General features: G+C 60.8%; 21 protein-coding genes. 14 read left to right on the top strand and 7 right to left on the bottom strand.

Annotated elements, in window-relative coordinates; genetic code table 11:
- Window positions 1-40: 40 nt before the first annotated feature.
- A complete protein-coding gene (locus PHW99_RS07840) occupies window positions 41-1,381 on the bottom strand; it encodes a chloride channel protein (protein WP_366913172.1) in 1,341 nt (446 codons plus the stop codon).
- A 129-nt stretch (window positions 1,382-1,510) separates the two neighbouring features.
- Between PHW99_RS07840 and PHW99_RS07845 the strand changes: the two genes are divergently transcribed.
- Window positions 1,511-2,257, top strand: a complete 747-nt coding sequence (locus tag PHW99_RS07845) for a dihydrodipicolinate reductase C-terminal domain-containing protein (protein ID WP_300175432.1) — start codon at window positions 1,511-1,513, stop codon at window positions 2,255-2,257.
- A gap of 79 nt (window positions 2,258-2,336) precedes the next feature.
- A complete protein-coding gene (locus PHW99_RS07850; protein ID WP_300175434.1) occupies window positions 2,337-2,825 on the top strand; it encodes a MarR family winged helix-turn-helix transcriptional regulator in 489 nt (162 codons plus the stop codon).
- A gap of 147 nt (window positions 2,826-2,972) precedes the next feature.
- Here PHW99_RS07850 and PHW99_RS07855 read toward each other — a convergent pair whose 3' ends face one another.
- Window positions 2,973-3,146 (bottom strand): hypothetical protein, encoded by a 174-nt coding sequence (locus tag PHW99_RS07855; RefSeq protein ID WP_300175436.1) that lies wholly within the window; start codon window positions 3,144-3,146, stop codon window positions 2,973-2,975.
- Between the two features lie 62 nt (window positions 3,147-3,208).
- Here PHW99_RS07855 and PHW99_RS18825 point away from each other — a divergent pair, with 62 nt between their 5' ends.
- Window positions 3,209-3,382: an IPTL-CTERM sorting domain-containing protein gene (locus tag PHW99_RS18825; protein WP_366913181.1), complete on the top strand. Its 174-nt coding sequence runs from the start codon at window positions 3,209-3,211 to the stop codon at window positions 3,380-3,382.
- Window positions 3,383-3,490: 108 nt separating this feature from the next.
- On the opposite strand, the gene PHW99_RS07860 is transcribed toward PHW99_RS18825, so the two are convergent.
- Together PHW99_RS07860 and adh are read right to left on the bottom strand one after the other, a co-directional pair.
- On the bottom strand, window positions 3,491-3,868 hold the full coding sequence (locus PHW99_RS07860; RefSeq protein ID WP_300175438.1) for a DUF779 domain-containing protein: 378 nt from the start codon (window positions 3,866-3,868) through the stop codon (window positions 3,491-3,493).
- Window positions 3,868-5,388, bottom strand: a complete 1,521-nt coding sequence (gene adh / locus PHW99_RS07865) for an aldehyde dehydrogenase (RefSeq protein ID WP_300175440.1) — start codon at window positions 5,386-5,388, stop codon at window positions 3,868-3,870. Before adh ends, PHW99_RS07860 begins: the two co-directional genes overlap by 1 nt.
- A gap of 302 nt (window positions 5,389-5,690) precedes the next feature.
- Between adh and PHW99_RS07870 the strand changes: the two genes are divergently transcribed.
- The 10 genes from PHW99_RS07870 (at window position 5,691) to elbB (ending at window position 17,890) form a co-directional block, all read left to right on the top strand.
- Window positions 5,691-7,649, top strand: a complete 1,959-nt coding sequence (locus tag PHW99_RS07870) for a sigma-54-dependent Fis family transcriptional regulator (RefSeq protein WP_300175442.1) — start codon at window positions 5,691-5,693, stop codon at window positions 7,647-7,649.
- Between the two features lie 37 nt (window positions 7,650-7,686).
- On the top strand, window positions 7,687-8,649 hold the full coding sequence (locus PHW99_RS07875) for a LysR substrate-binding domain-containing protein (protein ID WP_300175444.1): 963 nt from the start codon (window positions 7,687-7,689) through the stop codon (window positions 8,647-8,649).
- A 157-nt stretch (window positions 8,650-8,806) separates the two neighbouring features.
- On the top strand, window positions 8,807-10,480 hold the full coding sequence (locus PHW99_RS07880; protein WP_300175446.1) for an OFA family MFS transporter: 1,674 nt from the start codon (window positions 8,807-8,809) through the stop codon (window positions 10,478-10,480).
- A 46-nt stretch (window positions 10,481-10,526) separates the two neighbouring features.
- Window positions 10,527-11,033 (top strand): HPP family protein, encoded by a 507-nt coding sequence (locus tag PHW99_RS07885; RefSeq protein WP_300175448.1) that lies wholly within the window; start codon window positions 10,527-10,529, stop codon window positions 11,031-11,033.
- Between the two features lie 104 nt (window positions 11,034-11,137).
- Window positions 11,138-11,584: a formate dehydrogenase subunit gamma gene (locus PHW99_RS07890; RefSeq protein ID WP_366913177.1), complete on the top strand. Its 447-nt coding sequence runs from the start codon at window positions 11,138-11,140 to the stop codon at window positions 11,582-11,584.
- The gene (locus PHW99_RS07895; RefSeq protein WP_300175452.1) at window positions 11,581-13,131 is read left to right on the top strand and encodes a formate dehydrogenase beta subunit; all 1,551 of its coding nucleotides are present in this window, start codon (window positions 11,581-11,583) and stop codon (window positions 13,129-13,131) included. Before PHW99_RS07890 ends, PHW99_RS07895 begins: the two co-directional genes overlap by 4 nt.
- 23 nt (window positions 13,132-13,154) lie before the next feature.
- A complete protein-coding gene (gene fdhF / locus PHW99_RS07900) occupies window positions 13,155-16,031 on the top strand; it encodes a formate dehydrogenase subunit alpha (RefSeq protein WP_300175454.1) in 2,877 nt (958 codons plus the stop codon).
- Between the two features lie 9 nt (window positions 16,032-16,040).
- Complete coding sequence (gene fdhD, locus PHW99_RS07905; RefSeq protein WP_300175456.1) at window positions 16,041-16,874, top strand: formate dehydrogenase accessory sulfurtransferase FdhD; 834 nt, start codon at window positions 16,041-16,043, stop codon at window positions 16,872-16,874.
- Window positions 16,871-17,098 (top strand): formate dehydrogenase subunit delta, encoded by a 228-nt coding sequence (locus PHW99_RS07910; protein WP_300175458.1) that lies wholly within the window; start codon window positions 16,871-16,873, stop codon window positions 17,096-17,098. The genes fdhD and PHW99_RS07910 overlap by 4 nt, the downstream gene beginning before the upstream one ends.
- A 102-nt stretch (window positions 17,099-17,200) precedes the next feature.
- A complete protein-coding gene (gene elbB, locus PHW99_RS07915; protein ID WP_300175460.1) occupies window positions 17,201-17,890 on the top strand; it encodes an isoprenoid biosynthesis glyoxalase ElbB in 690 nt (229 codons plus the stop codon).
- Between the two features lie 109 nt (window positions 17,891-17,999).
- On the opposite strand, the gene PHW99_RS07920 is transcribed toward elbB, so the two are convergent.
- Together PHW99_RS07920 and PHW99_RS07925 are read right to left on the bottom strand one after the other, a co-directional pair.
- Window positions 18,000-19,328, bottom strand: coding sequence for an ATP-binding protein (locus tag PHW99_RS07920; protein ID WP_300175462.1), 1,329 nt, complete (start codon window positions 19,326-19,328; stop codon window positions 18,000-18,002).
- The gene (locus tag PHW99_RS07925) at window positions 19,325-20,056 is read right to left on the bottom strand and encodes a response regulator (protein WP_300175464.1); all 732 of its coding nucleotides are present in this window, start codon (window positions 20,054-20,056) and stop codon (window positions 19,325-19,327) included. The genes PHW99_RS07920 and PHW99_RS07925 overlap by 4 nt, the downstream gene beginning before the upstream one ends.
- A 226-nt stretch (window positions 20,057-20,282) precedes the next feature.
- On the opposite strand from PHW99_RS07925, the gene PHW99_RS07930 reads away from it, so the two are divergent.
- Complete coding sequence (locus PHW99_RS07930) at window positions 20,283-20,678, top strand: hypothetical protein (RefSeq protein WP_300175466.1); 396 nt, start codon at window positions 20,283-20,285, stop codon at window positions 20,676-20,678.
- A 106-nt stretch (window positions 20,679-20,784) separates the two neighbouring features.
- Here the strand turns inward: PHW99_RS07930 and PHW99_RS07935 are convergent.
- Window positions 20,785-21,395, bottom strand: a 611-nt coding sequence (locus PHW99_RS07935; RefSeq protein WP_300175468.1) for a patatin-like phospholipase family protein, incomplete at its 5' end; no start/stop codon positions are given.

The raw sequence follows: 21,395 nt of genomic DNA on the forward strand, positions 1-21,395 counted from the left end.
GGCGCAACAGCAAGTTCATGGACGAAGCGTGCATGCGCTTTCAATCACTCTCTTTTCGAGATGCCGCGAAACTGCGGGTTCGCAGTAACTGCAATTCTGCTAACGATGGGTACAAAGGAGCGCTGATGAGTCTGGAGACTCCGCTGGCCACCATCGCGCAAGCCATCAGGCTCAATACCAGCGCATGACCATCCACCATTTCCATCACGATGATGAACGCCGTCAAAGGTGCCTGCGTGACTGCCGCCAGAAATCCCGCCATGCCAAGGGCGATCAATGTGGGGGCATTGGCGTAAGAGGTCCATTGCGCCAGGTCGTTGCCCAACGCGCCGCCGATCGCCAGTGAGGGGGCGAACACACCTGCAGGCACCCCCGCCCAGGTGGTCAACCACGTCGCTACAAACTTCAGCAGTACATACAGCAAAGAGGTGTCATTGCTGTTTTCCAGCATGGCCCGGTTGTGGGCATAACCACTGCCGTAGGTTTCTCCCTGGCTCACCATGCCGAGAACAGCCACTGCCAGCCCACAGCCGGCTGCAAACAAGATTGGAGATTTCTTTCGAAAACTGCTGAACCAATCCGTTGAGTTGCCGGACAGTGACACGATCAACAGCCGGGAGAAAAGCCCGCCCGCGAGGCCGCTGCACAGCGCCACCAGAATGGCTGGGAAAATCAGCGCAAAGCCAAAATTCTCGATGCGAATCACCCCGAAATAGCTCGCATTGCCGTAGGCGGAAACGCCCATCAGACCACCAACCACAATCGCCACCAAGATCAAGCTGTTGCTGCGTTGTTCGGTTTTTTTGGACAGCTCCTCAATGGCAAACATCACGCCACCCAGTGGTGTGTTGAATGCGGCGGCAATGCCTGCAGCCCCGCCGGCAATCAGAAGGCTGTGCTCAGAAATGCGCGCGCGTTTGGGCATCCAGCGTCGGGCATGGTGCATCACGCCAGCCGCGATCTGAACAGATGGCCCCTCGCGCCCGAGAGACAAGCCCGCAAACAAACCCCAAGTGGTCAACAGAATTTTGGCAAAGGTCAGCTTGACCGAGACATAGAGCCGCCGGGCGGGGCCTGTGGCTTGCGGCTCCAGGGAGGCCATGACCTGGGGGATGCCGGACCCCGCAGCGCCGGGAGCAAACCGCAATGTCAACCAGACGATGGCGGCGGTTGACAGTGGCGTCCAGAAAACTGGCCCCCACCAGTAGGCTTTTTGAAACACGAAAAACTGGGCCAGGGCGTGATCAGCCAGCCAGGTGAAAACGACCACAGTGATCCCCGCCAACGCCGCAAACATCATCACAACGCCGCGTCCTGTCCACATGTGCCAGTCGGTAAGTTCCTGTTTGAGAACCGTGGGAATGTGTGGATGTGAACGCATTTTTTCCTACCGTTGAAATATGAAATGAATGAGCTTGTTGCATCATCATACATTGCAACAAATGTATCTGTTATATTTAAACAAATGTAATTTGTGTAAACGAAGGATCATCCTCAAGGAGACCGCACAATGATCAAGGTTGGACTGTTCGGGTATGGCAAGGCCGGTCGTGCCGTTGCTCAAGTTTTGCAAGCTGATCCTCGCTTTGATTTGCGTTGGATCGCCAAGCGCACGGCCATCACAGGTAGGCAGACGTCTGATGACCGTGCTACCGCGGTGGTCGGACTGGATGCCATCAATTTTTCAGATTGGCTTCACGAACACCCCGTGGACGCGATGGTGGATTTTTCTGTGCCGCAGTCCCTGCAGATGTATGGCGAAGATCTGAGGCGTCGAAAAATCATGCTGGTCAGCGCTATTTCGGCTTACACGGAGGAGCAGCTCAGCTACGCGCGCAGCCTTGGTCAGGACACGCGCGTGCTGTGCTCACCCAACATGACGTTGGGCATCAACTTCCTGATCATGGCGGCCAAGCTGCTCAGGAACATTGCGCCTTTTGCGGACGTTGAAATTCTGGAACAACACTTCAAGGAAAAGCCCGAGGTTTCCGGCACTGCCAAAAAAATTGCGGAAAGCCTGGAATTGGGCACGGAAAAAATAACCTCTTTGCGGCTCGGCGGCATTGTGGGGCACCACGAAGTCATTTTTGGATTTCCATACCAAACGGTTCGTCTCACGCATGATTCGATCAAACGCGAGGCGTTTGGAACTGGTGCGGCCTTTGCCCTGGGTGAGCTGGCACGGTGCGACACCGGTTTTTATACCTTTGAGGACTTGCTGATGAAAAAGTTGAGGGAACAACTGTCAGTGGCTTGAGTGTTTGTGATGACAAGCGGGCGACCTGGGCCTGCGCGTGCCTATCATCGGGGAAGTCGTACATTCACACCGTTGCCCTATGAAGTCTGCTGTCCCATCTTCCGTCGAATTGGTTACACCAGCCAGGGTCTTGCGCCGGTTCCGTGTGGTCTTTAATGCCGTGCGGACACATTTCCGGAAAATGGAGACGCAGGTGGGCTTGGGCGGTGCCCAGGTCTGGGCCTTGAGTCTGATCAAGGCCCATCCGGGCATTGGTATGGGTGAAGTGGCCTCTCATATGGACATTCACCAATCCACAGCCAGCAACCTGATCAAGGCGCTGTTGCGCAAGGAACTCATTCGCATGGATAAGGCGCCGGACGACCGACGCAATGTGCAGCTCAGGATCTTGCCTGCCGGCACCAGACTGTTGAAGAAGGTTCCCGGCCCGTTTGAGGGGGTGTTACCGCAGGCGCTGGGTAATTTGACTGTGGAGACGCTTCAGCGCATGGATGAGGACTTGGGGCAGTTGATTGACCTTCTCAATGCCGACGAATCCGCCGAGGAAACGCCCCTGGCCCAGCTCTGAGCGATCGACCTTGGTGCCATGCTCTGGTCGTTTTGCATGCCACAGAACCATCGATCCAAAATCAAGATCGTCAAGAGCTATAAATATGATAGCTTATGATGCTTGTGGTTAACGGGCTAAGGCACGATTTAATCCAATTTTTCCAGCTTATGGGCGGTTGTCACGTTGACTGGACCATGCTGCGTCCAGAGCCTGAATGCAGTCAGTGAATTCAGGTGACCCAAACGCCTTGGCCCAGTGGGTCGGCATGTGCTGGGCTCGCTCTGGCAGGCGCTCGGGGTGGTCGGTGTAGATGTCTTCAAACTGGACGATGAATAGCATGGGTGTCGATGGTCGAAACTGGGGGCAGCAATGGTCGCCAACAGCGAATCACCTGGCTCGCGATGGTGGGTGTCGACGCAGTCACATTGACCCCTCAATGGCCCTGGTTGCATCGCGATTGGATCAAATCCTGCTCTGCTGCGACAACAGTCCCAACGCTCTCTGAATGGGGCATTGTGATTCTTATGGCCTTGTTGGGGATAACTGGCTTCTACCAAGTCAGACGACGGAAATGAAATTCAATCGGGCGAGGCCAAGTGAGCCTGTCCGTGGATAGGGCAGGCGCCCAGTGCAGTTTTTTTGGGGCAACCGTTGCTCCCAATGTTGGCAATCTGGCAGGTAGATTAGCCAATCCAGTGATCTAATTCCTCCAACTCCCCCGCCGTCAACACCCTGGACCGCGTATGAAACGCTTTCCCGGTTGACCCCTCCAGCGAAAACGTGCCACCCGTGCCTTCGATTACGTCGATGATCAACTGCGTATGTTTCCATGTTTCATATTGCGCACGACCGATGTAAAACGGGCAGCCGCCGATGTCGCCCAGGTACACGTCACCGGGGCCGATGGTGATTTCACCGGGCAGCAGGCAATTGGCGGCGCTGTTGTCACAGCAGCCGCCGGACTGGTGGAACATCAGTTGCGGGCCGTGTTGGGCCTGCAACTGCGCCACCAGCGCCAAAGCCGCCGGTGTCGCCACAACTCTGGCGACTTTGTCTGCCATCAGAAGAAGCCCAACTTCTGCTCGCTGTAGCTCACCAGCAGGTTCTTGGTTTGCTGGTAGTGATCCAGCATGACCTTGTGGGTTTCGCGGCCGATGCCGGATTCTTTGTAGCCGCCGAAAGCCGCGTGGGCCGGGTAGGCGTGGTAGCAGTTGGTCCAGACGCGGCCAGCCTTGATGGCGCGGCCCATGCGGTAGGCCACGTTACCGTTGCGGCTCCACACCCCGGCACCCAGGCCGTAGAGCGTGTCGTTGGCAATTTCCAGCGCTTCGGCTTCGTCTTTGAAGGTGGTCACGGCCAGCACCGGGCCGAAGATTTCTTCCTGGAAGATGCGCATTTTGTTATGGCCCTTGAACAGCGTGGGCTGCACGTAGTAGCCGCCCGCCAGGTCGCCTTCCATCTTGGCCTGTGTGCCACCGATCAGCACCTGCGCACCTTCCTGCTTGCCCAGCTCCAGGTAGGACAGAATCTTGGTCAGCTGTTCTTTGGAGGCCTGCGCACCGATCATGGTGTTGGAGTCCAGCGGGTTGCCCTGGATGATGGCGGCCACCCGTTTCAGCACCCGTTCCATGAAGGCGTCGTAAATGCTTTCCTGGATCAGCGCACGGCTCGGGCAGGTGCAGACCTCGCCTTGGTTGAAGGCAAACAGCACCAGGCCTTCGACGGCTTTGTCCAGAAAGCCGTCGTCCTTGTCCAGGATGTCGGCAAAGAAGATGTTGGGCGATTTGCCGCCCAGCTCCAGCGTGGCCGGGATCAGGTTGTTGGCAGCGGCCTGGGCAATCACGCGGCCGGTGGTGGTGGAGCCGGTGAAGGCGATTTTGGCAATGCGTTTGCTTTGCGCCAGCGGCATGCCGGCTTCACGGCCATAGCCGTTGACGATGTTGAGCACGCCGGGGGGCAGCAGGTCGGCGATCAGCTCGGCCAGAATCAAAATGCTGATGGGGGTGGACTCGGCCGGTTTGAGCACCACGCAGTTGCCCGCGCCAATGGCCGGGGCCAGTTTCCAGGCGGCCATCAAAATCGGAAAGTTCCACGGAATGATCTGGCCGACCACGCCCAGCGGTTCCTGAAAGTGGTAGGCCACGGTGTTTTCGTCGATGTTGCTCAAACCGCCTTCTTGCGAGCGCACGCAACCGGCAAAGTAGCGGAAATGATCCACAGTGAGGGGAATGTCGGCCGCCATGGTTTCGCGGATCGGTTTGCCGTTGTCCACGGTTTCGGCGTAGGCCAGCAGCTCCAGGTTGGCTTCAATGCGGTCGGCAATTTTGAGCAACACGTTGGCGCGGCTGGCGGCATCGGTTTTGCCCCAGGCGTCGGCGGCGGCGTGGGCGGCATCCAGCGCCAGGTCGATGTCTTCGGCGGTGGAGCGGGCGGCCTGGGTGTAGGGCTTGCCGGTGGTAGGGGTGACCACATCAAAGTACTGGCCTTTGACTGGCGCGACAAATTGGCCACCAATGAAGTTGTTGTACTGAGCCTTGAAGGCCACTTTTGCGCCGGGTGTGCCGGGTGCTGCGTAAATCATCTTGAATCCTCTTTGTTGGTTCGATGGAATGACATGCCCATCAAGGGCAGCTTCTTCTATCAAGTCGCGTGCCAGCGCTGGTGATCTCGCGCAGTGTGTTGATTTCAAAGGGTTTTCTGGAAATGATCTGGCGGGCTGTCCTGTCCTGGGGTGTCGCAAGATGGGGCACTTGTCACTTCCTGAGACAGTGGGAGCGGTCATGGTGTATGCAGAGAGTTTCATATCGTCAGGGATAAGATCACTGGGTACGATCATGTCCATTCAATCCCCCAAGAGCAGACTTCAGTCTGTCAGGAGACAAGGTGCCAACACCATCCCCCGTCCTGGCTTTGCGCCGGGCTCGCTTGCATTTGCTGGAACACGGCGACTTCCCCTCCGAAGGGGTGGATGCCCGTGTGGCCCGTTCCTGGCAACGCAGTCTGGCTGCCGGCCTGCTGCCTGCTGGACGCTTGCTTGACACCGAGCACGCCAGTGCCAGCGAGCTGAGCCGCACCATGGCCAGCAACCACGATTTGCTGGCGCATTCGCGCCCGGTGATGGAAGTGCTGTTTGAGCAGGTGCGTCACCTTCACGGCATGGTGATCCTGGCGGACCGGCGCGGTACGCTGATGCATACCCTGGGGCAGGTTGATTTCCTGAGCCGGGCCGAGCGGGTGGCATTGTCCTGCGGGGCCTCGTGGCATGAGCAGCATCGGGGCACCAATGCCATCGGCACCGCACTGATGGAGGCGACAGGCATTGAAATTCACGGTGCCGAGCACTTTTTTGAGCGTCATGAATTTCTCACCTGCACTGCGGTGCCCATCCGTTCGGCGATGGGTGAGCTGATGGGGGTGCTGGACATTTCGGGCGACCAGCGCAGCCGCCAGCCGCACACCATGGGGCTGGTCAGTATGGCCACGCGCTTGATCGAAAACCGCTTGATCGCGGCGACATGCCGTCGGCATCTGCTGTTGCATCTGCATCCGCAGGTTGAAGGCATCGGCACGGTGGCCGAGGGCATCGTGGCTGTGTCGGAGGACGGCTGGATCGTCGGGGGCAATCACGCCGGTTTTGATTTGCTGCATGTGACGGCGGCAGAGATCGGCGCGGTCCAGATCAAAAATCTGCTGGATGTGTCGCTGGACGAACTGCTGTCGCGTCATCGGTGCCGCCCGGGGCAGGCCAATCCAGTGCGTTTGCCGGACGGCACATTGCTGTTTGTCCGGTTGCAGCGGGATGCTGGCACCTTGCTGGCTGGCACCACTGCTACGCCTGCCCGTGTGAACTCCCTGGCGGCGCCCACCAGGGAGGCGGTGGACGCGTTGGGAGCGCTGGACACCGGGGACACGCGCTGGCGCATTGCTTGCGAGAAAACCCGCCGGGTGCTGGACAAACCCATTCCCTTGTTGATACAGGGGGAGTCAGGGGTGGGCAAGGAGTTGTTTGCCCGTGCAGCGCATGACAGCGGCCCACGACGCCACCAGCCGTTTGTCGCCATCAATTGCGCTTCGGTGCCCGAGAGCCTGATTGAAGCGGAACTGTTTGGCTACGCAGCAGGTGCTTTCACTGGTGCCCGGCGCGAGGGCAGTCCGGGCCGCTTGCGCGAAGCGCATGGGGGAACGCTGTTTCTGGATGAAATTGGCGACATGCCATTGGGTTTGCAGGCACGTTTGCTGCGGGTGTTACAGGAGCGCCAGGTCACGCCATTGGGCGGCGGCCAGACGGTGGCAGTGGACTTTGCCCTGGTCTGCGCCAGCCATCGCAAGTTGCGTGACGAGGTTGCCGCTGGCCGCTTTCGCAATGACCTGTATTACCGTATCAACGGCCTGACGGTGGTGCTGCCGCCCCTGCGTGAGCGCACGGATTTCACCGTGCTGACGGGCCGTTTGCTGGCTGACTTGAATCCGGACCGCCAGGTGCAAGTGCGGCCCGAACTGCTGGAGCGCTTGCGCCAGCATGGCTGGCCAGGCAATTTGCGCCAGTATGCCAATGCCCTGCGCACCGCCAGTGCCATGCTGGACGCGCATGAGGTCTGGATTGACTGGCGGCATCTGCCGGACGATTTGCTGGAAGACTTGACACCGGCGGCCGTCAACCTGGTCGCGTCGCCCACCAGTCATGGGCCGACCAAAGCGCTTGCCGAGCCGCTGCAAAATCTTCAGCAACTGTCTCTCCAGGCGATGCAGCGTGCGCTCGATGATTGCGGCGGCAATGTGTCACAAGCCGCACGCCGACTCGGCGTCAGTCGGCAGACCCTGTATCGCAAGCTCAATGCCTGAGCGCGCCACCGCCCACTTGGGCATATCTGACTGATTTATGAACCTGTTTACCTCACTGAGTTATCTCGCGGCGCTGCACGAGCACAAACATTTTGGTCGTGCAGCGGATGCCTGTCACATCACCCAGCCCGCTTTCTCCAATGCCATCCGGGCGCTGGAAGAAGAGTTTGATACGGCCATTGTCAAACGGGGCCGGTCTTTTGAAGGCTTCACGCCCGAGGGGGAGCGCATTTTTCAGAGTGCCCAGCGTATGCTGCATGAACATGCGCTGCTGTTACAGGATCTTCAAACGGTCAACGACCAACCGGTGGGCACCTTGACGCTGGGTGCCGTGCCGTCGGTGATGCCGATTGCCGCGCGTTTTGTTGGCCGCCTGCAGGCCCGTTATACCGGCTTGTCGATGGTGCTGCGGTCCATGAGTTCACAGGACATTGAATCTGGTCTGGAAAACCTGTCGGTGGACCTCGGACTGGGGTATACCGACCGCCTGCAGGCCCGCGCCACCAAGCTGGTGGCCACCCACCAATACACCGAGCGCTATTTTTTGCTCAGACGCGCAGCCAAGCCGCTCAAATCGGGGTTGCGCCTGGTGAGGCAGCCCATACGCTGGGCTGAAGCTGCCGACTTGCCCTTGTGTCTGTTGACGCCGGAAATGCACAACCGGACCATTGTGGACGCTGCCTTCCGGCAGCTTGGTGTGGATGTCAAGCCGGTGATTGAAACCAATTCGATTCTGACACTGGGCCTGACGGTGTTGGTTGGAGAAGTCTGCAGCATCCTGCCGGGCGCGCTGGTGGGGGTGCTGCGTGGTTATGCCGAACTGGAGGCCATACCGCTGATTGACCCTGACGTGTTGACACCGATCGGGTTCATGTCGGCGCGCGCCGACCGCCAATCCAACGCGTTGCATGCGGCGCTGGCCATGGCCAATGACCCGCTCTGGCTGCATCACGTGATGGCGCATGTCGGCTTGCTGCGGGCCAGCGGCGCCGCCAACTGACGCTCGCTGTATCCGCTGGCCGATGGCGCTATGCAGACGGGTGCATACATTCAACGTTTGTATCAATCCATGTGCAGATTAAATTGGAAATGGTGATGCCCTCTCCGTGATACTGTCCCCAGCTCACATCAAGTGCGCGTTTATAGAAGGAGACAGCATGACGTCAATCACGAGCGGGGTGGCTTTGCACCCCGAGGAAAAACTGGGCATTCTCAGCAAGGAACACATTGTTGCTGGCCCGGGTTTCAACCGCTGGCTGGTGCCCCCCGCCGCCCTGGCCATTCACCTCTGCATTGGCATGGCTTACGGCTTTTCCGTGTTCTGGTTGCCTTTGTCCAAGGCCTTGGGGATCAAGGAGTCCATCAAGTGTGGTCCCGATGTGGGCTTTTTCGGACAACTGTTCACCACCACTTGCGACTGGCAGATTTCCACACTGGGCTGGATGTACACCCTGTTTTTTGTGCTGCTGGGTTCTTCGGCCTCACTTTGGGGTGGCTGGCTGGAGCGGGTTGGCCCACGCAAGGTGGGGGTGATCGCGGCCTTTTGCTGGTGCGGCGGACTGCTGTTCTCGGCGCTGGGGGTGTATTTACACCAGTTCTGGATGATGATCCTCGGCTCGGGGGTGATTGGCGGCATCGGGCTGGGTCTGGGTTATATCTCACCCGTTTCGACCCTGATCAAGTGGTTTCCGGATCGCCGTGGCATGGCCACCGGCATGGCCATCATGGGCTTCGGCGGCGGGGCCATGGTGGGCTCTCCGCTGGCGGCTGATCTGATGAAGTACTTTGCCACCCCAACAGACGTGGGCGTGGTGCAGACCTTTCTGACCATGGCGGCGGTGTATTTTGTATTCATGATGGCCGGTGCTTTTGGTTACCGCATCCCCGAGTCCGGCTGGAAGCCGGCTGGCTGGACACCCAAGCCGGCGCATGTCAACAACGCCATGATCACCCAGCACCATGTGCATGTCAGCAAGGTCTGGGGTATTCCGCAGTTCTGGCTGATCTGGATGGTGTTGTGTATGAATGTGAGCGCCGGTATTGGCGTGATCGGTATGGCTTCCCCCATGCTGCAAGAGGTGTTTGGTGGTTCTCTGGTGGGGGTGGCCAAGAAATTTGGTGAGCTCGACAAGGCACAACTGGCCGCCATTGCGGGTGTGGCTGCAGGCTTCACCGCTTTACTGAGCCTGTTCAACATTGGTGGCCGTTTTTTCTGGGCCACGATTTCCGATCACCTGGGGCGCAAGCTGACTTATGTCATTTTCTTTGTGCTGGGTGGGCTGCTGTATTTCAGCATTCCGGGGAGTGCTGCCGCCGGTTCCAAACTGCTGTTTGTCGCGGCGTTTTGTGTGATTCTCAGCATGTACGGCGGCTGTTTCTCCACCGTGCCGGCCTATCTTGCAGACATCTTTGGCACCCAAAATGTGGGGGCCATCCATGGCCGCCTGCTGACGGCCTGGGCGACAGCCGGTATTGTCGGCCCGGTGGTGGTGAATTACATGCGTGACTATCAGCTCAGCCTGGGGTTGCCGCGTGAACAGGTCTACAACCAGACCATGTACATCCTGGTGGGTTTCCTGGTGGTGGGCTTGATCTGCAATTTGCTGGTGCGCCCGCTCAATCCCAAGTGGTTCATGACGCCGGAAGAACTGGCGATCGAGAAACGTCTGGCGCATGAAAAGGTCAAGGGCTCGGAGGTCCATGGCGATGGCACCCATGCCCACGACAAACCCAGCAACCCGGTCTTTGTGGTGCTGGCCTGGGCGGCAGTCGGGATGCCATTGGCCTGGGGCGTTTATCGCACCATGATCACGGTCGCCAAGTTTTTCTGACCGATACCGCTCAAACGAGTCTGGCAGCAAACAGAAAGGCGGCGTGATGTCTTTTTTTGAAAAGTGCAAAGGGGATGGTGCGGCGTTGCCGCCGCTGCCTCCGGCCAGGGCCATTGCCCTGGCGTGGATGGGCGGGTTATTGGCCATTGGCTCAGTGGCGGCCCTGACCGATCTTCTGTCGATGACGCTGGTACTGGGCTCGTTCGGCGCCTCCTGCGTGCTGGTGTTTGGTTACCCGGATGTCCCGTTTTCCCAGCCAAGGAATGTGATTGCCGGACATGTCATCAGCTCGTTGACTGGCTTGGTTTTTCTGGCCGTGTTGGGACCCCATTGGTGGGCGGTGGCGCTGGCGACGGCCACTGCCATTGCACTGATGATGCTCACACGGACGGTACATCCTCCGGCCGGATCGAATCCGGTCATTGTCTTCCTGACACAACCGTCGTGGAGCTTTTTGCTGTTCCCCACCCTGGTTGGTGCCGTGGTGCTGGTGGTGGTGGCGCTGGTCTATAACAACCAGACCCGCGCCGCCAGGTATCCGAAGTATTGGTAGCCCTGGCGCTCTGGTGTGATGGCCGGATTCATTGGTGAGTTTTTGTGTGTGTTGGTTGACCCTATGATTCAACGCAGTCGGAATGTTCTGTGATGGCAGAAAAAATGCAACAAACTATTCAAACTTTGGTGGCAGCCAAAAAGCACCTGCCGGGTGCCTTGCTCCCCATTCTTCATGACATCCAGGACGCGCTGGGTCATGTGCCGGCGGATGCGGTGAGTGTTGTCGCCCAGGCACTGAATCTATCGCGTGCGGAAGTCCACGGTGTGCTCACGTTCTACCATCATTTCCGGCACGAACCAGCGCAAGCCCATGTGGTGCAGATTTGTCGCGCCGAGGCCTGCCAGTCCATGGGGGCCGAGGGGTTGTGGGCGCATGCCTGCCGCCAGCAGCAGGCGCGCGGTGATGGTGCTGCCTTCACGCTGGAGCCGGTGTACTGCCTCGGTTTGTGTTCGTCGTCGCCCGCCATGGTGGTGGACGACAAGTTGCATGCCCGGGTCGATGCCGACAAATTTGACCGCCTGGTCGCAGCGGCAAGGATGCCGGCATGAGCATCAAGATTTTTATACCGCGCGACTCGGCTGCCGTGGCCCTCGGTGCGGACGAAGTCGCCGCCGCCCTGCTGGCCCAAGCCCAACAGCGTGGGCTGGCGATCGATCTGGTGCGCAACAGCTCACGCGGCCTGTTCTGGCTGGAGCCGCTGGTCGAAGTGCAAACCCCTGCAGGCCGTGTCGCCTACGGTCCGGTGACTCCTGAGGATGTGGCCGATCTGCTTGAGGCCCAGTGCCACACCGGAGCCGATCACCGCTTGAAGCAGGGGCTGGTCGAAGACATCCCTTATCTGAAACAACAAGAGCGCCTGAGCTTTGCCCGCATAGGTGTGACCGATCCGCTCTCCTTGGCCGACTATGAAGCGCACGCAGGTTTTGCCGGATTGCGCCGGGCCTTGGACATGCCGGCCACCGAGGTTGTGCAGCAGGTGCTGGACTCCGGCCTGCGCGGGCGCGGTGGCGCGGCGTTTCCGGCCGGTATCAAATGGAAAACCGTGGCTGCTGCTCAGGCCGCGCAGAAATACATCGTCTGCAATGCCGACGAGGGCGATTCGGGCACCTATTCCGACCGCATGACGCTGGAGGGTGACCCCTTCATGCTGATTGAGGGCATGAGCATTGCGGCCATCGCCACCGGAGCCACGCAAGGTTATATCTACATCCGCAGCGAGTACCCACAGGCCGTAGCGGTGATGCGTGAGGCGATTGCCAGGGCCACCGCAGCGGGCTTTCTGGGCGCGGACATTCTGGAGTCTGGCAAGACCTTTCATCTGGAAGTGCGCAAGGCTGCCGGAGCCTATGTGTGTGGTGAAGAAACCGCCATGCTGGAGAGCATTGAAGGCAAGCGTGGTGTGGTGCGTGCCAAGCCGCCGATTCCGGCGCTCAAAGGCTTGTTTGGTCAGCCCACGGTGATCAACAACGTGATCACCCTGGCCTCGGTGCCAGTCATCCTGGCACGTGGTGCCGATTTCTACAAGAACTACGGGGTGGGGCGCTCACACGGCACGCTGCCGTTTCAGCTCACCGGCAATGTCAAGCGTGGTGGGCTGATTGAGAAAGCCTTTGGTGTCACCCTGCGCCAGTTGATGTTTGACTTTGGCGGCGGCAGTGCCTCGGGCCGCCCGATCAAGGCGGTGCAGGTTGGCGGGCCGCTGGGGGCTTATGTGCCTGAGCAGTATTGGGATGTGCCCCTGGATTACGAGGCCTATGCCGCAGTCGGCATCACGGTCGGCCACGGTGGCATCGTGGTGCATGACGACACGGCGGACTTGTCCCAACTGGCACGCTACGCCATGGAATTTTGTGCCATCGAGTCCTGTGGCAAATGCACGCCGTGCCGCATTGGTTCGACCCGGGGTGTGGAGGTGATTGACCGCCTCAAAAGCGGCGACCACAAAGCCGAGGCGCTGCTGCGCGATTTGTGCGACACCATGACCCACGGCTCCTTGTGCGCCATGGGCGGGCTGACCCCCAATCCGGTGTTGTCGGCCTTGAACCACTACCCGCAGGACTTTGGCCTGGCCGCGCCCGTGGCCAAAGTCGCTTGAAAGTCCAGGATCAGGAAAACATCATGTTTGAACATCTGCAAGAAACCGACTACGGCACCCCACGACGCGCTTCAACACAAGAGGTGACGCTGGAGATTGATGGCCAAAGCATCACCGTGCCCGCAGGCACATCGCTGATGCGTGCCGCCTTGGAGGCCAGTATCCAGGTGCCCAAACTGTGCGCCACCGACAGCCTGGAGCCATTTGGCTCCTGCCGCCTGTGCTTGGTGGAAATTGAAGGCCGCCGGGGTTTTCCGGCTTCTTGCACCACACCGGCTGAGTCGGGTATGAAAGTGCACACGCAGACGCCCAAATTGCAGCAATTACGCAAGGGGGTGATGGAACTCTACATCTCTGATCACCCGCTGGACTGTCTGACCTGTGCTGCCAGCGGTGACTGCGAGTTGCAGGACATGGCCCGTGTCACCGGGCTGCGTGAGGTGCGCTATGGGCAGGACGGGGCCAACCACTGCAAGAGTCAAAAGGACGAGTCCAACCCTTACTTCACCTATGACGCCAGCAAATGCATCGTCTGCAACCGCTGTGTGCGCGCCTGTGAAGAAACGCAGGGCACGTTCGCCTTGACCATCTCGGGCCGAGGCTTTGCCAGCCGCGTGTCGCCGGGGCAAGACCAGCCGTTCATGGAGAGCGATTGTGTGAGCTGCGGGGCCTGCGTCGCGGCCTGTCCGACGGCCACCTTGCAGGAAAAAAACGTGGTTGAGCTGGGCCTGCCCGATCGCAGTGTCATCACCACCTGCGCCTACTGTGGCGTGGGTTGCGGCTTCAAAGCCGAGCTGAAAGACAACACCGTGGTGCGTATGGTTCCGTGGAAAGACGGCAAGGCCAACGAGGGCCATGCCTGCGTCAAAGGCCGTTTTGCCTGGGGCTACGCCACACACCAGGATCGCATCACCGCCCCCATGATCCGCAAGAGCATCCACGAGGCCTGGCAAGAGGTGAGCTGGGATGAGGCCATTGCCTACGCGGCCAGTGAATTCAAACGCATCCAGGCCAAAGATGGCAAGGATGCGGTGGGTGGCATCACCTCAAGCCGCTGCACCAATGAAGAGGTTTACCTGGTGCAAAAGCTCATTCGCGCGGCCTTTGGCAACAACAATGTGGACACCTGTGCCCGTGTTTGCCACTCGCCCACCGGCTATGGCATGGGTGAAACCTTTGGCACCTCGGCAGGCACGCAGACCTTCAAATCGGTCGAGCAGGCTGACGTGGTGCTGGTGATGGGCTCCAACCCCACCGCCGCGCACCCGGTGTTTGCCTCGCGCTTAAAGAAGCGCCTGCGCAGCGGGGCCAAACTGATTGTGGTCGACCCGCGTGAGATTGAGCTGGTGAGTTCACCGCACATTCAGGCTGCGCATCACCTGGCGCTCAAACCTGGCACCAATGTGGCCATGATCACGGCGCTGGCGCATGTGGTGGTGACCGAGGGGCTGGTCAATGAGGCCTTTGTGGCCGAGCGGTGCGACACCAAGAGCTTCAACGAATGGCGCACCTTTGTCGCCAAACCCGAGAACTCGCCCGAAGCCTTTGAATCCGTCACCGGTGTGCCCGCCGCTGAGGTGCGGGCGGCGGCGCGGCTGTTTGCCAGTGGCCCCAATTCAGCCATCTACTACGGCCTGGGCGTGACCGAACATGCGCAGGGTTCTACCACGGTGATTGGCATTTGCAACCTGGCCATGGCCTGCGGCATGATCGGGCGCGAAGGGGTCGGCGTGAACCCGCTGCGCGGCCAGAACAATGTGCAAGGCAGTTGCGACATGGGCAGCTTTCCGCATGACCTGCCGGGTTACCGCCACATCGGCAACACCGCAGTGCGTGAGCAGTTCAACGCCGCCTGGGGGGTCACGCTCAACCCCGAGCCGGGGCTGCGCATTCCCAATATGTTTGAGGCGGCGCTGGACGGCACGTTCAAAGGCTTGTACTGCGTGGGTGAAGACATTGTGCAGTCTGACCCGAACACCCAGCATGTGGTCTCAGCGCTGGAAAAGATGGAATGCATCGTGGTGCAAGACCTGTTTTTGAACGAGACCGCCAAGTACGCCCATGTGCTCCTGCCAGGCAGCTCGTTCCTGGAAAAAGACGGCACTTTCACCAATGCCGAGCGGCGCATCAGCCGGGTGCGCCAGGTGATGCCGCCGCTGTCGGGTGTGGGCGACTGGGAAGCCACCATGAAGTTATCGAATGCTTTGGGCTACCCCATGCACTACAGCCACCCCGAGCAGATCATGCAGGAGATTGCCGCGCTGACACCCTCGTTCCAGGGCGTGAGCTATGACAAGATCGAGCGGCTGGGCAGCGTGCAGTGGCCGTGTAATCAGAACACGGTGGAGGCCGGTACTTCGTTGATGCACATTGATAAATTTGTGCGCGGCAAGGGCAAGTTTTTCAACACGCAGTACGTGGCCACCGACGAGAAGGTCACGCGCAAATACCCCTTGATCCTGACCACTGGACGGGTTCTGTCGCAATACAACGTCGGCGCGCAAACCCGGCGCACCGCCAACACGCAGTTCTACAGCGAAGACCGGCTGGAGATCCATCCGCACGATGCGCAAGAGCGCGGCATCCAGCAAGACGATTGGGTGGGCATTGACAGCCGCGCTGGGCAAACCGTGCTGCGCGCCGAGGTGACTGAGCGTATTCAGCCCGGTGTGGTCTACACCACCTTCCACTTCCCCGAATCGGGCGCGAATGTGATCACCACCGACAACTCTGACTGGGCCACCAACTGCCCCGAGTACAAGGTGACCGCCGTGCAGGTGATGCCGGTGGCGCAGCCTTCGGAGTGGCAACAATCCTATGCCCGTTTCAACGCCGAACAACTGGCCCTGGCACAGGCGGTGTTGCCGCTGGAGCCGGTCATGTCAGAGACGGGGCGATAAGAGGTGCTGATGGACATGGCTGGGGTGGACTTACCTGCGTCGCAGGCCTGCCGGGTCCTGGCGGTGAATCGGCTTCGCGCCGGGCAGGCTGCGCAGGTGCAAGACCGCGTGGCTGAAGAAGTGCCGGTGGCGCTGGAGTTCAACGGGGTGTCCCACGCTGTGATGATGGCCACCCCCGCTGATCTGGAAGACTTTGCCTACGGCTTTGCGTTGACCGAAGGCATTGTGGACACCCCGGCGCAAATCCATGACTGTGAATGGACCGTCAACGCCCAGGGCTGCACGGTGCAGCTGACGATTGCCGCCGCCTGTTTTGCCCGGCTCAAGGAGCGGCGGCGCAACCTGACCGGACGCACCGGCTGCGGCCTGTGTGGCACCGAGAGCCTGGCGCATGCGGTACGGCCGCTGGCACCCCTGAGTAACCCGCCCTGTTTTGAGGCCGTGGCCGTGACCCGCGCGATGGCCGATTTGCGTGAGCACCAACTGCTGTCGGCGCTGACCGGGGCCACCCATGCCGCCGCCTGGTGCACGGCGGACGGCCAGATCGAGCTGATCCGTGAAGACGTGGGCCGCCACAACGCGCTGGACAAATTGGTCGGCGCGCTGCGGCGCTCCAGCCTGGAGGCGCACAGCGGCTTTGCCCTCATCACCAGCCGCGCCAGTTACGAGATGGTGCAGAAAACCGCGACAGCGGGCATTGGCTTGCTGGCCGCCGTCTCCGGTGTGACCGGTCTGGCGGTGGACGTGGCCCACGCGACAGGGCTGACGCTGCTGGGCTTTACCCGTGGCAACGATCTGTCCATTTACAGCCACCCTGAACGACTTTCGATGGATTCCCCATGACCCGTGACGACACCCTGATCCGTATGGCCAACCAGATTGGCACTTTTTTCGAGAGCATGCCCGATAGGGCAGAGGCGCTGGCCGGTATTGCCAAACACCTGAAAAACTTCTGGGACCCGCGCATGCGCCAGGCCTTGTTGGCGCTGCTGGATAGTGCGGACACGCCTGCCATCAAGGCCATTGTGCGTGAGGCCATTCAGGCGCACCGGGACATGCTGGCCTGACGCCGGATGCATTGGTTGGCTGCGTGATCAAGTCACGCCAGCGGCTCTTGTGTGGCCAGCAAGGGTAGCCGGATAATCCGGCCAAACTACCGAAAGGCGTCTATGTCCCAAGCTCACAACCCCCCCAAAGTGGCCGTGCTGCTGGCTGGCTGCGGCCACCTGGATGGCGCCGAAGTACGCGAAGCCGTGTTGACGCTGCTGGCGCTTGACCAGCACGGCGCGGCGTTCCAGTGTATTGCGCCCAACGCGCCACAGTTCCATGTGGTTAATCACGTCACCGGTGAGCCGGTGCCCGGGGCACAGCGCAACATCCTGGAAGAATCCAGCCGCATTGCCCGCCTTGGCCAGTGCCTGGACCTGGCCCAGGCCCGGGTGCAGGACTACGACGCGCTGGTCATGCCCGGCGGTTATGGCGTGGCCAAGAACCATTGCAGCTTTGCCTTCAAGGGGGCCGAGGCCGAGGTGCGTCCCGACGTGGCGGCGTTTGTGCGCGGCTTTTTTGCCAGCGGCAAGCCGGTGGGCGCGATTTGTATAGCCCCGGCGCTGGTGGCGCTGGCACTGCATCAGGCGGCTGACAGTGCAGCGCTCACGCTGGGCAACGATGCGGGTTGTGCCGCCGCCATGCGGCAACTGGGCCAGCAGCATGAAAACACCCCTAACGCCCGCGACATTGTGATTGACGAAGCACACAAACTCGTCACCACCCCGGCCTACATGTTTGATGACGCCCGCCTCAGTGATGTGTTCACCGGCATTGAACGCTGCGTGGCCGAGGTGCTCAAGCGGGTCTGAAGGCCTGGGCTGGCTTGGGCACCAGCTTACCAGTCTTTTTGGCCTCTAGCCCGGAAGAAATAAGCTTGTATAGCTATATAAAGCATAGCAATTTAACGCCTGGGCGAATTCAGCTGCGGGGCAAGCACAGCGTTGCCGCCAGGCCGCCTTGGGGGCGGTTGTGCAGGCTCAGTTCACCGTCGTGCAGCAGGGCGATGTCGCGGGCAATTGACAGGCCCAGGCCGACGCCGCCGTGCTGGCTGCGGGCGCTGTCCACGCGGTAATAGGGCTCGGTGACCTTGGCCAGTTCCGCCGGGGCGATGCCGGGGCCGTCGTCCTGCACGGTGATGCGCAGCTGGGCGGTGCTGTCTTGCACGTCAATGCTCACCTGCTGGCCGTATTTGAAGGCGTTGTCGATCAGGTTTTGCAGCGCCCGGCGCAGGGCGCTCAGGCGGGCGGTGAAGGGTGAGTGCGCCTGGCCGCTGAGGCTGATGCTGCGGCCCAGCACCCGTGCGTCTTCGGCCATGCTTTCCAGCAGCGCGTTGATGTCGATCGGGCGCACCGGCTCCTGGTCCTGCAGGCCGCGCAGGTAGTCCAGCGTGGCGTCCAGCATGGTGGCCATGGCCTCCAGGTCGGCCGCCATCTGGTCACGCAGGGTGTCGTCGCTGACCAGTTCGGCGCGCAGGCGCAGGCGTGTCAGCGGTGTGCGCAGGTCGTGTGACACCGAGGCCAGCGCCCGTGCCCGTTCGTTGACCAGCCGTTTGATGCGGGTCTGCATGCGGTTGAACGCCTGGGTGGCGCTGCGGGTTTCGCTGCTGCCCTGCGTGGGCAGCGGCGGGGCGTCCAGGTCGCTGCCCAGGGCGTCGGCCGCCCGGGCCAGTTGCTGCAGGGGCAGGGTGGCCTGCCGCACCGCAATCATGACCACGGCCGTGACGATCACCAGTGTCGCCAGCAGCTGGGCGATCAGGTCGTTGGACAGTGCCGGTGGCGCGGCTTCCGCGGCGCGCCGAACCGTGATGCGTACCCATTGACCACTTTGCAGACGCACATCAAAACTGCGCTGCAGGGTGTCAGCCGGTGAGCCCGTCGCCAGGTCAACGTGGCGGATGTCGCGCTGGCTGCCCAGCTGTGCCGCCAGCATATGGCCAATGACCCCGCGCGGTGGGTTGGGCGACACTTGGCCGGGCGCCACCTTTGCCACACTCAGATCGTCGTCCTGCAGGGCGGGCAGGGCCATGTCAAGCTGCGTCACCCCCACGGTTTCCAGCACCCGCACGGTTCGGGCGATGCGCTCGGCAAAGCCGGTGGCGCGTGCCTGTGTCACCACGCTGGAGCGTTCATCCCATTGCAGCCACAGGCTGACACCTTGCGCCACCAGCAGGCCGGCCAGCAGGATCAGCGCCACGCGGGCATACAGGCTGGAGGGCAGGGCACGCAGCTGCCAGTGAGGCCAGTTCAAACGCATGTGCTGCTGGCCTCCACCACGGCGGCCAGCACATACCCTTCACCGCGCACGGTCTTGATCAGTTGGGGTTCGCGGCTGTCATCACGCAGGCGCTGGCGCAGCCGGCTCACCTGCACGTCAATGGCGCGGTCGTAGGCCTCGGCTTCGCGGCCATGGATCATCTCGATCAGCTGGTCGCGGGTGACCACCCGGTTGGGGTGCTCCAGCAAGATGCGCAGCAGGCGGAATTCACCACCCGACAGCGGTGTGGCCACGCCGTCGGGGGCGCTCAGCAGTCGTGCTGCCGTGTCCAGGCACCAGCCGGCAAAACGCAGGCAGCGCACCGGCTCCGGTTTCAGATTGGGCGGCAGGGCCCGGGTGCGGCGCAAAATGGATTTGATGCGGGCCAGCAGTTCACGCGGGTTGAAGGGTTTGACCAGGTAGTCATCGGCCCCCATCTCGATGCCCACGATGCGGTCGGTTTCTTCGCCACGGGCGGTGAGCATGATCACCGGCAGGCTGGACTTGGCGCGCAGGTCACGGCACAACGTCAGGCCATCGGTGTCGGGCAGCATCAGGTCCAGCACCAGCAGGTCAACCGCGTGGCGCTCCAGCATCTGCCACATCTCGTGGCCATCGCGGGCGGCAATGGCCTCAAAGCCGTTGCGCGCCAGATAGTCCACCAGCAGGCGGCGGATTTCGGGTTCGTCATCCACGATCAGGATGCAGTCACTTTTTTCCATGGCATGCCATTGTGGGTTCTTGGAAGGCAAGCGTACAAGCGGGCCCCTGGTGTTGCCAGCCGCATGTACCGGGGTTTTGTAACCCACTGTAACGCAAGCCCGCGGTGCAACAGGGCGATGCAAATTCGCCGTTGGCAGCAACACTGGCTTGACATGACTGCGCTCCAATCATTCCCAGGGAAGCCGGCAAAGCCGGCCAACCGCTTCAGTCAACAAGGAGTACATCATGAAAACCGCAACCACCCTCAAGTTCGTGACCTTGGCCGCCCTGCTCGGAGCGGCTCTGAGCGTTACCGTGCTGGCCCAGCCCGGCCCCGGCCCCGGCCCAGGTGCCGGAGGACCGATGATGCAGGGCGCCAGCCAGGCCGGACCTGCCGCACGCGGCATGCGCAACATGCGTTTTGACAAAAACAACACGCCTGGCTGGTCGTTGATGACGGCTGAGGAGCGCCGGGCCTTCCAAACCAAGATGCACGCGGTCAAGACCTATGAGGAATGCAAGTTGCTGCAGACGGAACATCACACCGCGATGGAAGCACGGGCCAAGGAAAAAGGCGTGACCTTGCCAACGCCGCGCCAAAACGGCTGTGACAACATGAAAGCACGTGGCTTCATCAAGTGATCAGCCTGCGCTGGCAATCAGACATGTCAGCAATCTTATGAGCTTTTTTGCCATCCAACCCGGACAGAATAACGGCTTATTGCTATGTTAAGTGTAGCAATATCGTCTAGATACTGACCGGGTGGCTAGCCTGCCACTTCTGGATTGCCTGGCGCAGTTCAGGCAGGGCCAGTGCGACGGCCTTTTCACCTTCGAGAATGGCGCGGTCTTTCTGGTCAAAGTCGGTGGCGCCAATCAGTCCGACCTTGGGGCGGATCACCACGTCCGCACGCGCCAGTTCCTGTTCGGTCAGGTGTTTGATCATGATCCTCAGCGTGCTGCTCACCGCCTGGCCCAGACCGCCGAAGGCTTGACGCTGCTCCAGCTGGGCCGAGATGTCCACCGCCACCACCAGGTCAGCGCCCAGCTCACGCACGGCATCCACCGGCACCGGGCTGGCCAGGCAGCCGTCCACATAGGTCTTGCCTTCAATCTGGGCCGGTTTGAAAAAGAGTGGAAAACTGCTGGAGGCACGCACCGCCTGACCCGTGTTGCCGCGGGCAAAGTCAATCCGGCGGCCGTTGTCACCCCGGGTGGCGACGGCCACAAAAGGTTTGCCGAGCTGGTCAATGGGGCGGTTTTTCACCAGCTCATTGACATAGTCCTGCAGCTTCTGGCCGATCAGCAGCCCCTCCCAGGGGGTGCGCAGGTTGAGGTCTTTCACCTTGTTCTCGTCCA

Origin of the sequence: Rhodoferax sp., from assembly GCF_028689305.1 — a bacterium.
Lineage (GTDB): Bacteria > Pseudomonadota > Gammaproteobacteria > Burkholderiales > Burkholderiaceae_C > Rhodoferax.

Coding starts and splice junctions, on each gene's coding strand:
- fdhF (WP_300175454.1), top strand. CDS start 13,155: ATGTTTGAACATCTGCAAGAAACCGACTACGGCACCCCACGACGCGCT.
- PHW99_RS07845 (WP_300175432.1), top strand. CDS start 1,511: ATGATCAAGGTTGGACTGTTCGGGTATGGCAAGGCCGGTCGTGCCGTT.
- PHW99_RS07925 (WP_300175464.1), bottom strand. CDS start 20,056: ATGGAAAAAAGTGACTGCATCCTGATCGTGGATGACGAACCCGAAATC.
- PHW99_RS18825 (WP_366913181.1), top strand. CDS start 3,209: ATGGTGGGTGTCGACGCAGTCACATTGACCCCTCAATGGCCCTGGTTG.
- PHW99_RS07885 (WP_300175448.1), top strand. CDS start 10,527: ATGTCTTTTTTTGAAAAGTGCAAAGGGGATGGTGCGGCGTTGCCGCCG.
- PHW99_RS07875 (WP_300175444.1), top strand. CDS start 7,687: ATGAACCTGTTTACCTCACTGAGTTATCTCGCGGCGCTGCACGAGCAC.
- PHW99_RS07895 (WP_300175452.1), top strand. CDS start 11,581: ATGAGCATCAAGATTTTTATACCGCGCGACTCGGCTGCCGTGGCCCTC.
- PHW99_RS07910 (WP_300175458.1), top strand. CDS start 16,871: ATGACCCGTGACGACACCCTGATCCGTATGGCCAACCAGATTGGCACT.
- PHW99_RS07850 (WP_300175434.1), top strand. CDS start 2,337: ATGAAGTCTGCTGTCCCATCTTCCGTCGAATTGGTTACACCAGCCAGG.
- PHW99_RS07880 (WP_300175446.1), top strand. CDS start 8,807: ATGACGTCAATCACGAGCGGGGTGGCTTTGCACCCCGAGGAAAAACTG.
- adh (WP_300175440.1), bottom strand. CDS start 5,388: ATGATTTACGCAGCACCCGGCACACCCGGCGCAAAAGTGGCCTTCAAG.
- PHW99_RS07890 (WP_366913177.1), top strand. CDS start 11,138: ATGCAACAAACTATTCAAACTTTGGTGGCAGCCAAAAAGCACCTGCCG.
- PHW99_RS07855 (WP_300175436.1), bottom strand. CDS start 3,146: ATGCTATTCATCGTCCAGTTTGAAGACATCTACACCGACCACCCCGAG.
- PHW99_RS07840 (WP_366913172.1), bottom strand. CDS start 1,381: ATGCGTTCACATCCACACATTCCCACGGTTCTCAAACAGGAACTTACC.
- elbB (WP_300175460.1), top strand. CDS start 17,201: ATGTCCCAAGCTCACAACCCCCCCAAAGTGGCCGTGCTGCTGGCTGGC.
- fdhD (WP_300175456.1), top strand. CDS start 16,041: ATGGACATGGCTGGGGTGGACTTACCTGCGTCGCAGGCCTGCCGGGTC.
- PHW99_RS07930 (WP_300175466.1), top strand. CDS start 20,283: ATGAAAACCGCAACCACCCTCAAGTTCGTGACCTTGGCCGCCCTGCTC.
- PHW99_RS07860 (WP_300175438.1), bottom strand. CDS start 3,868: ATGGCAGACAAAGTCGCCAGAGTTGTGGCGACACCGGCGGCTTTGGCG.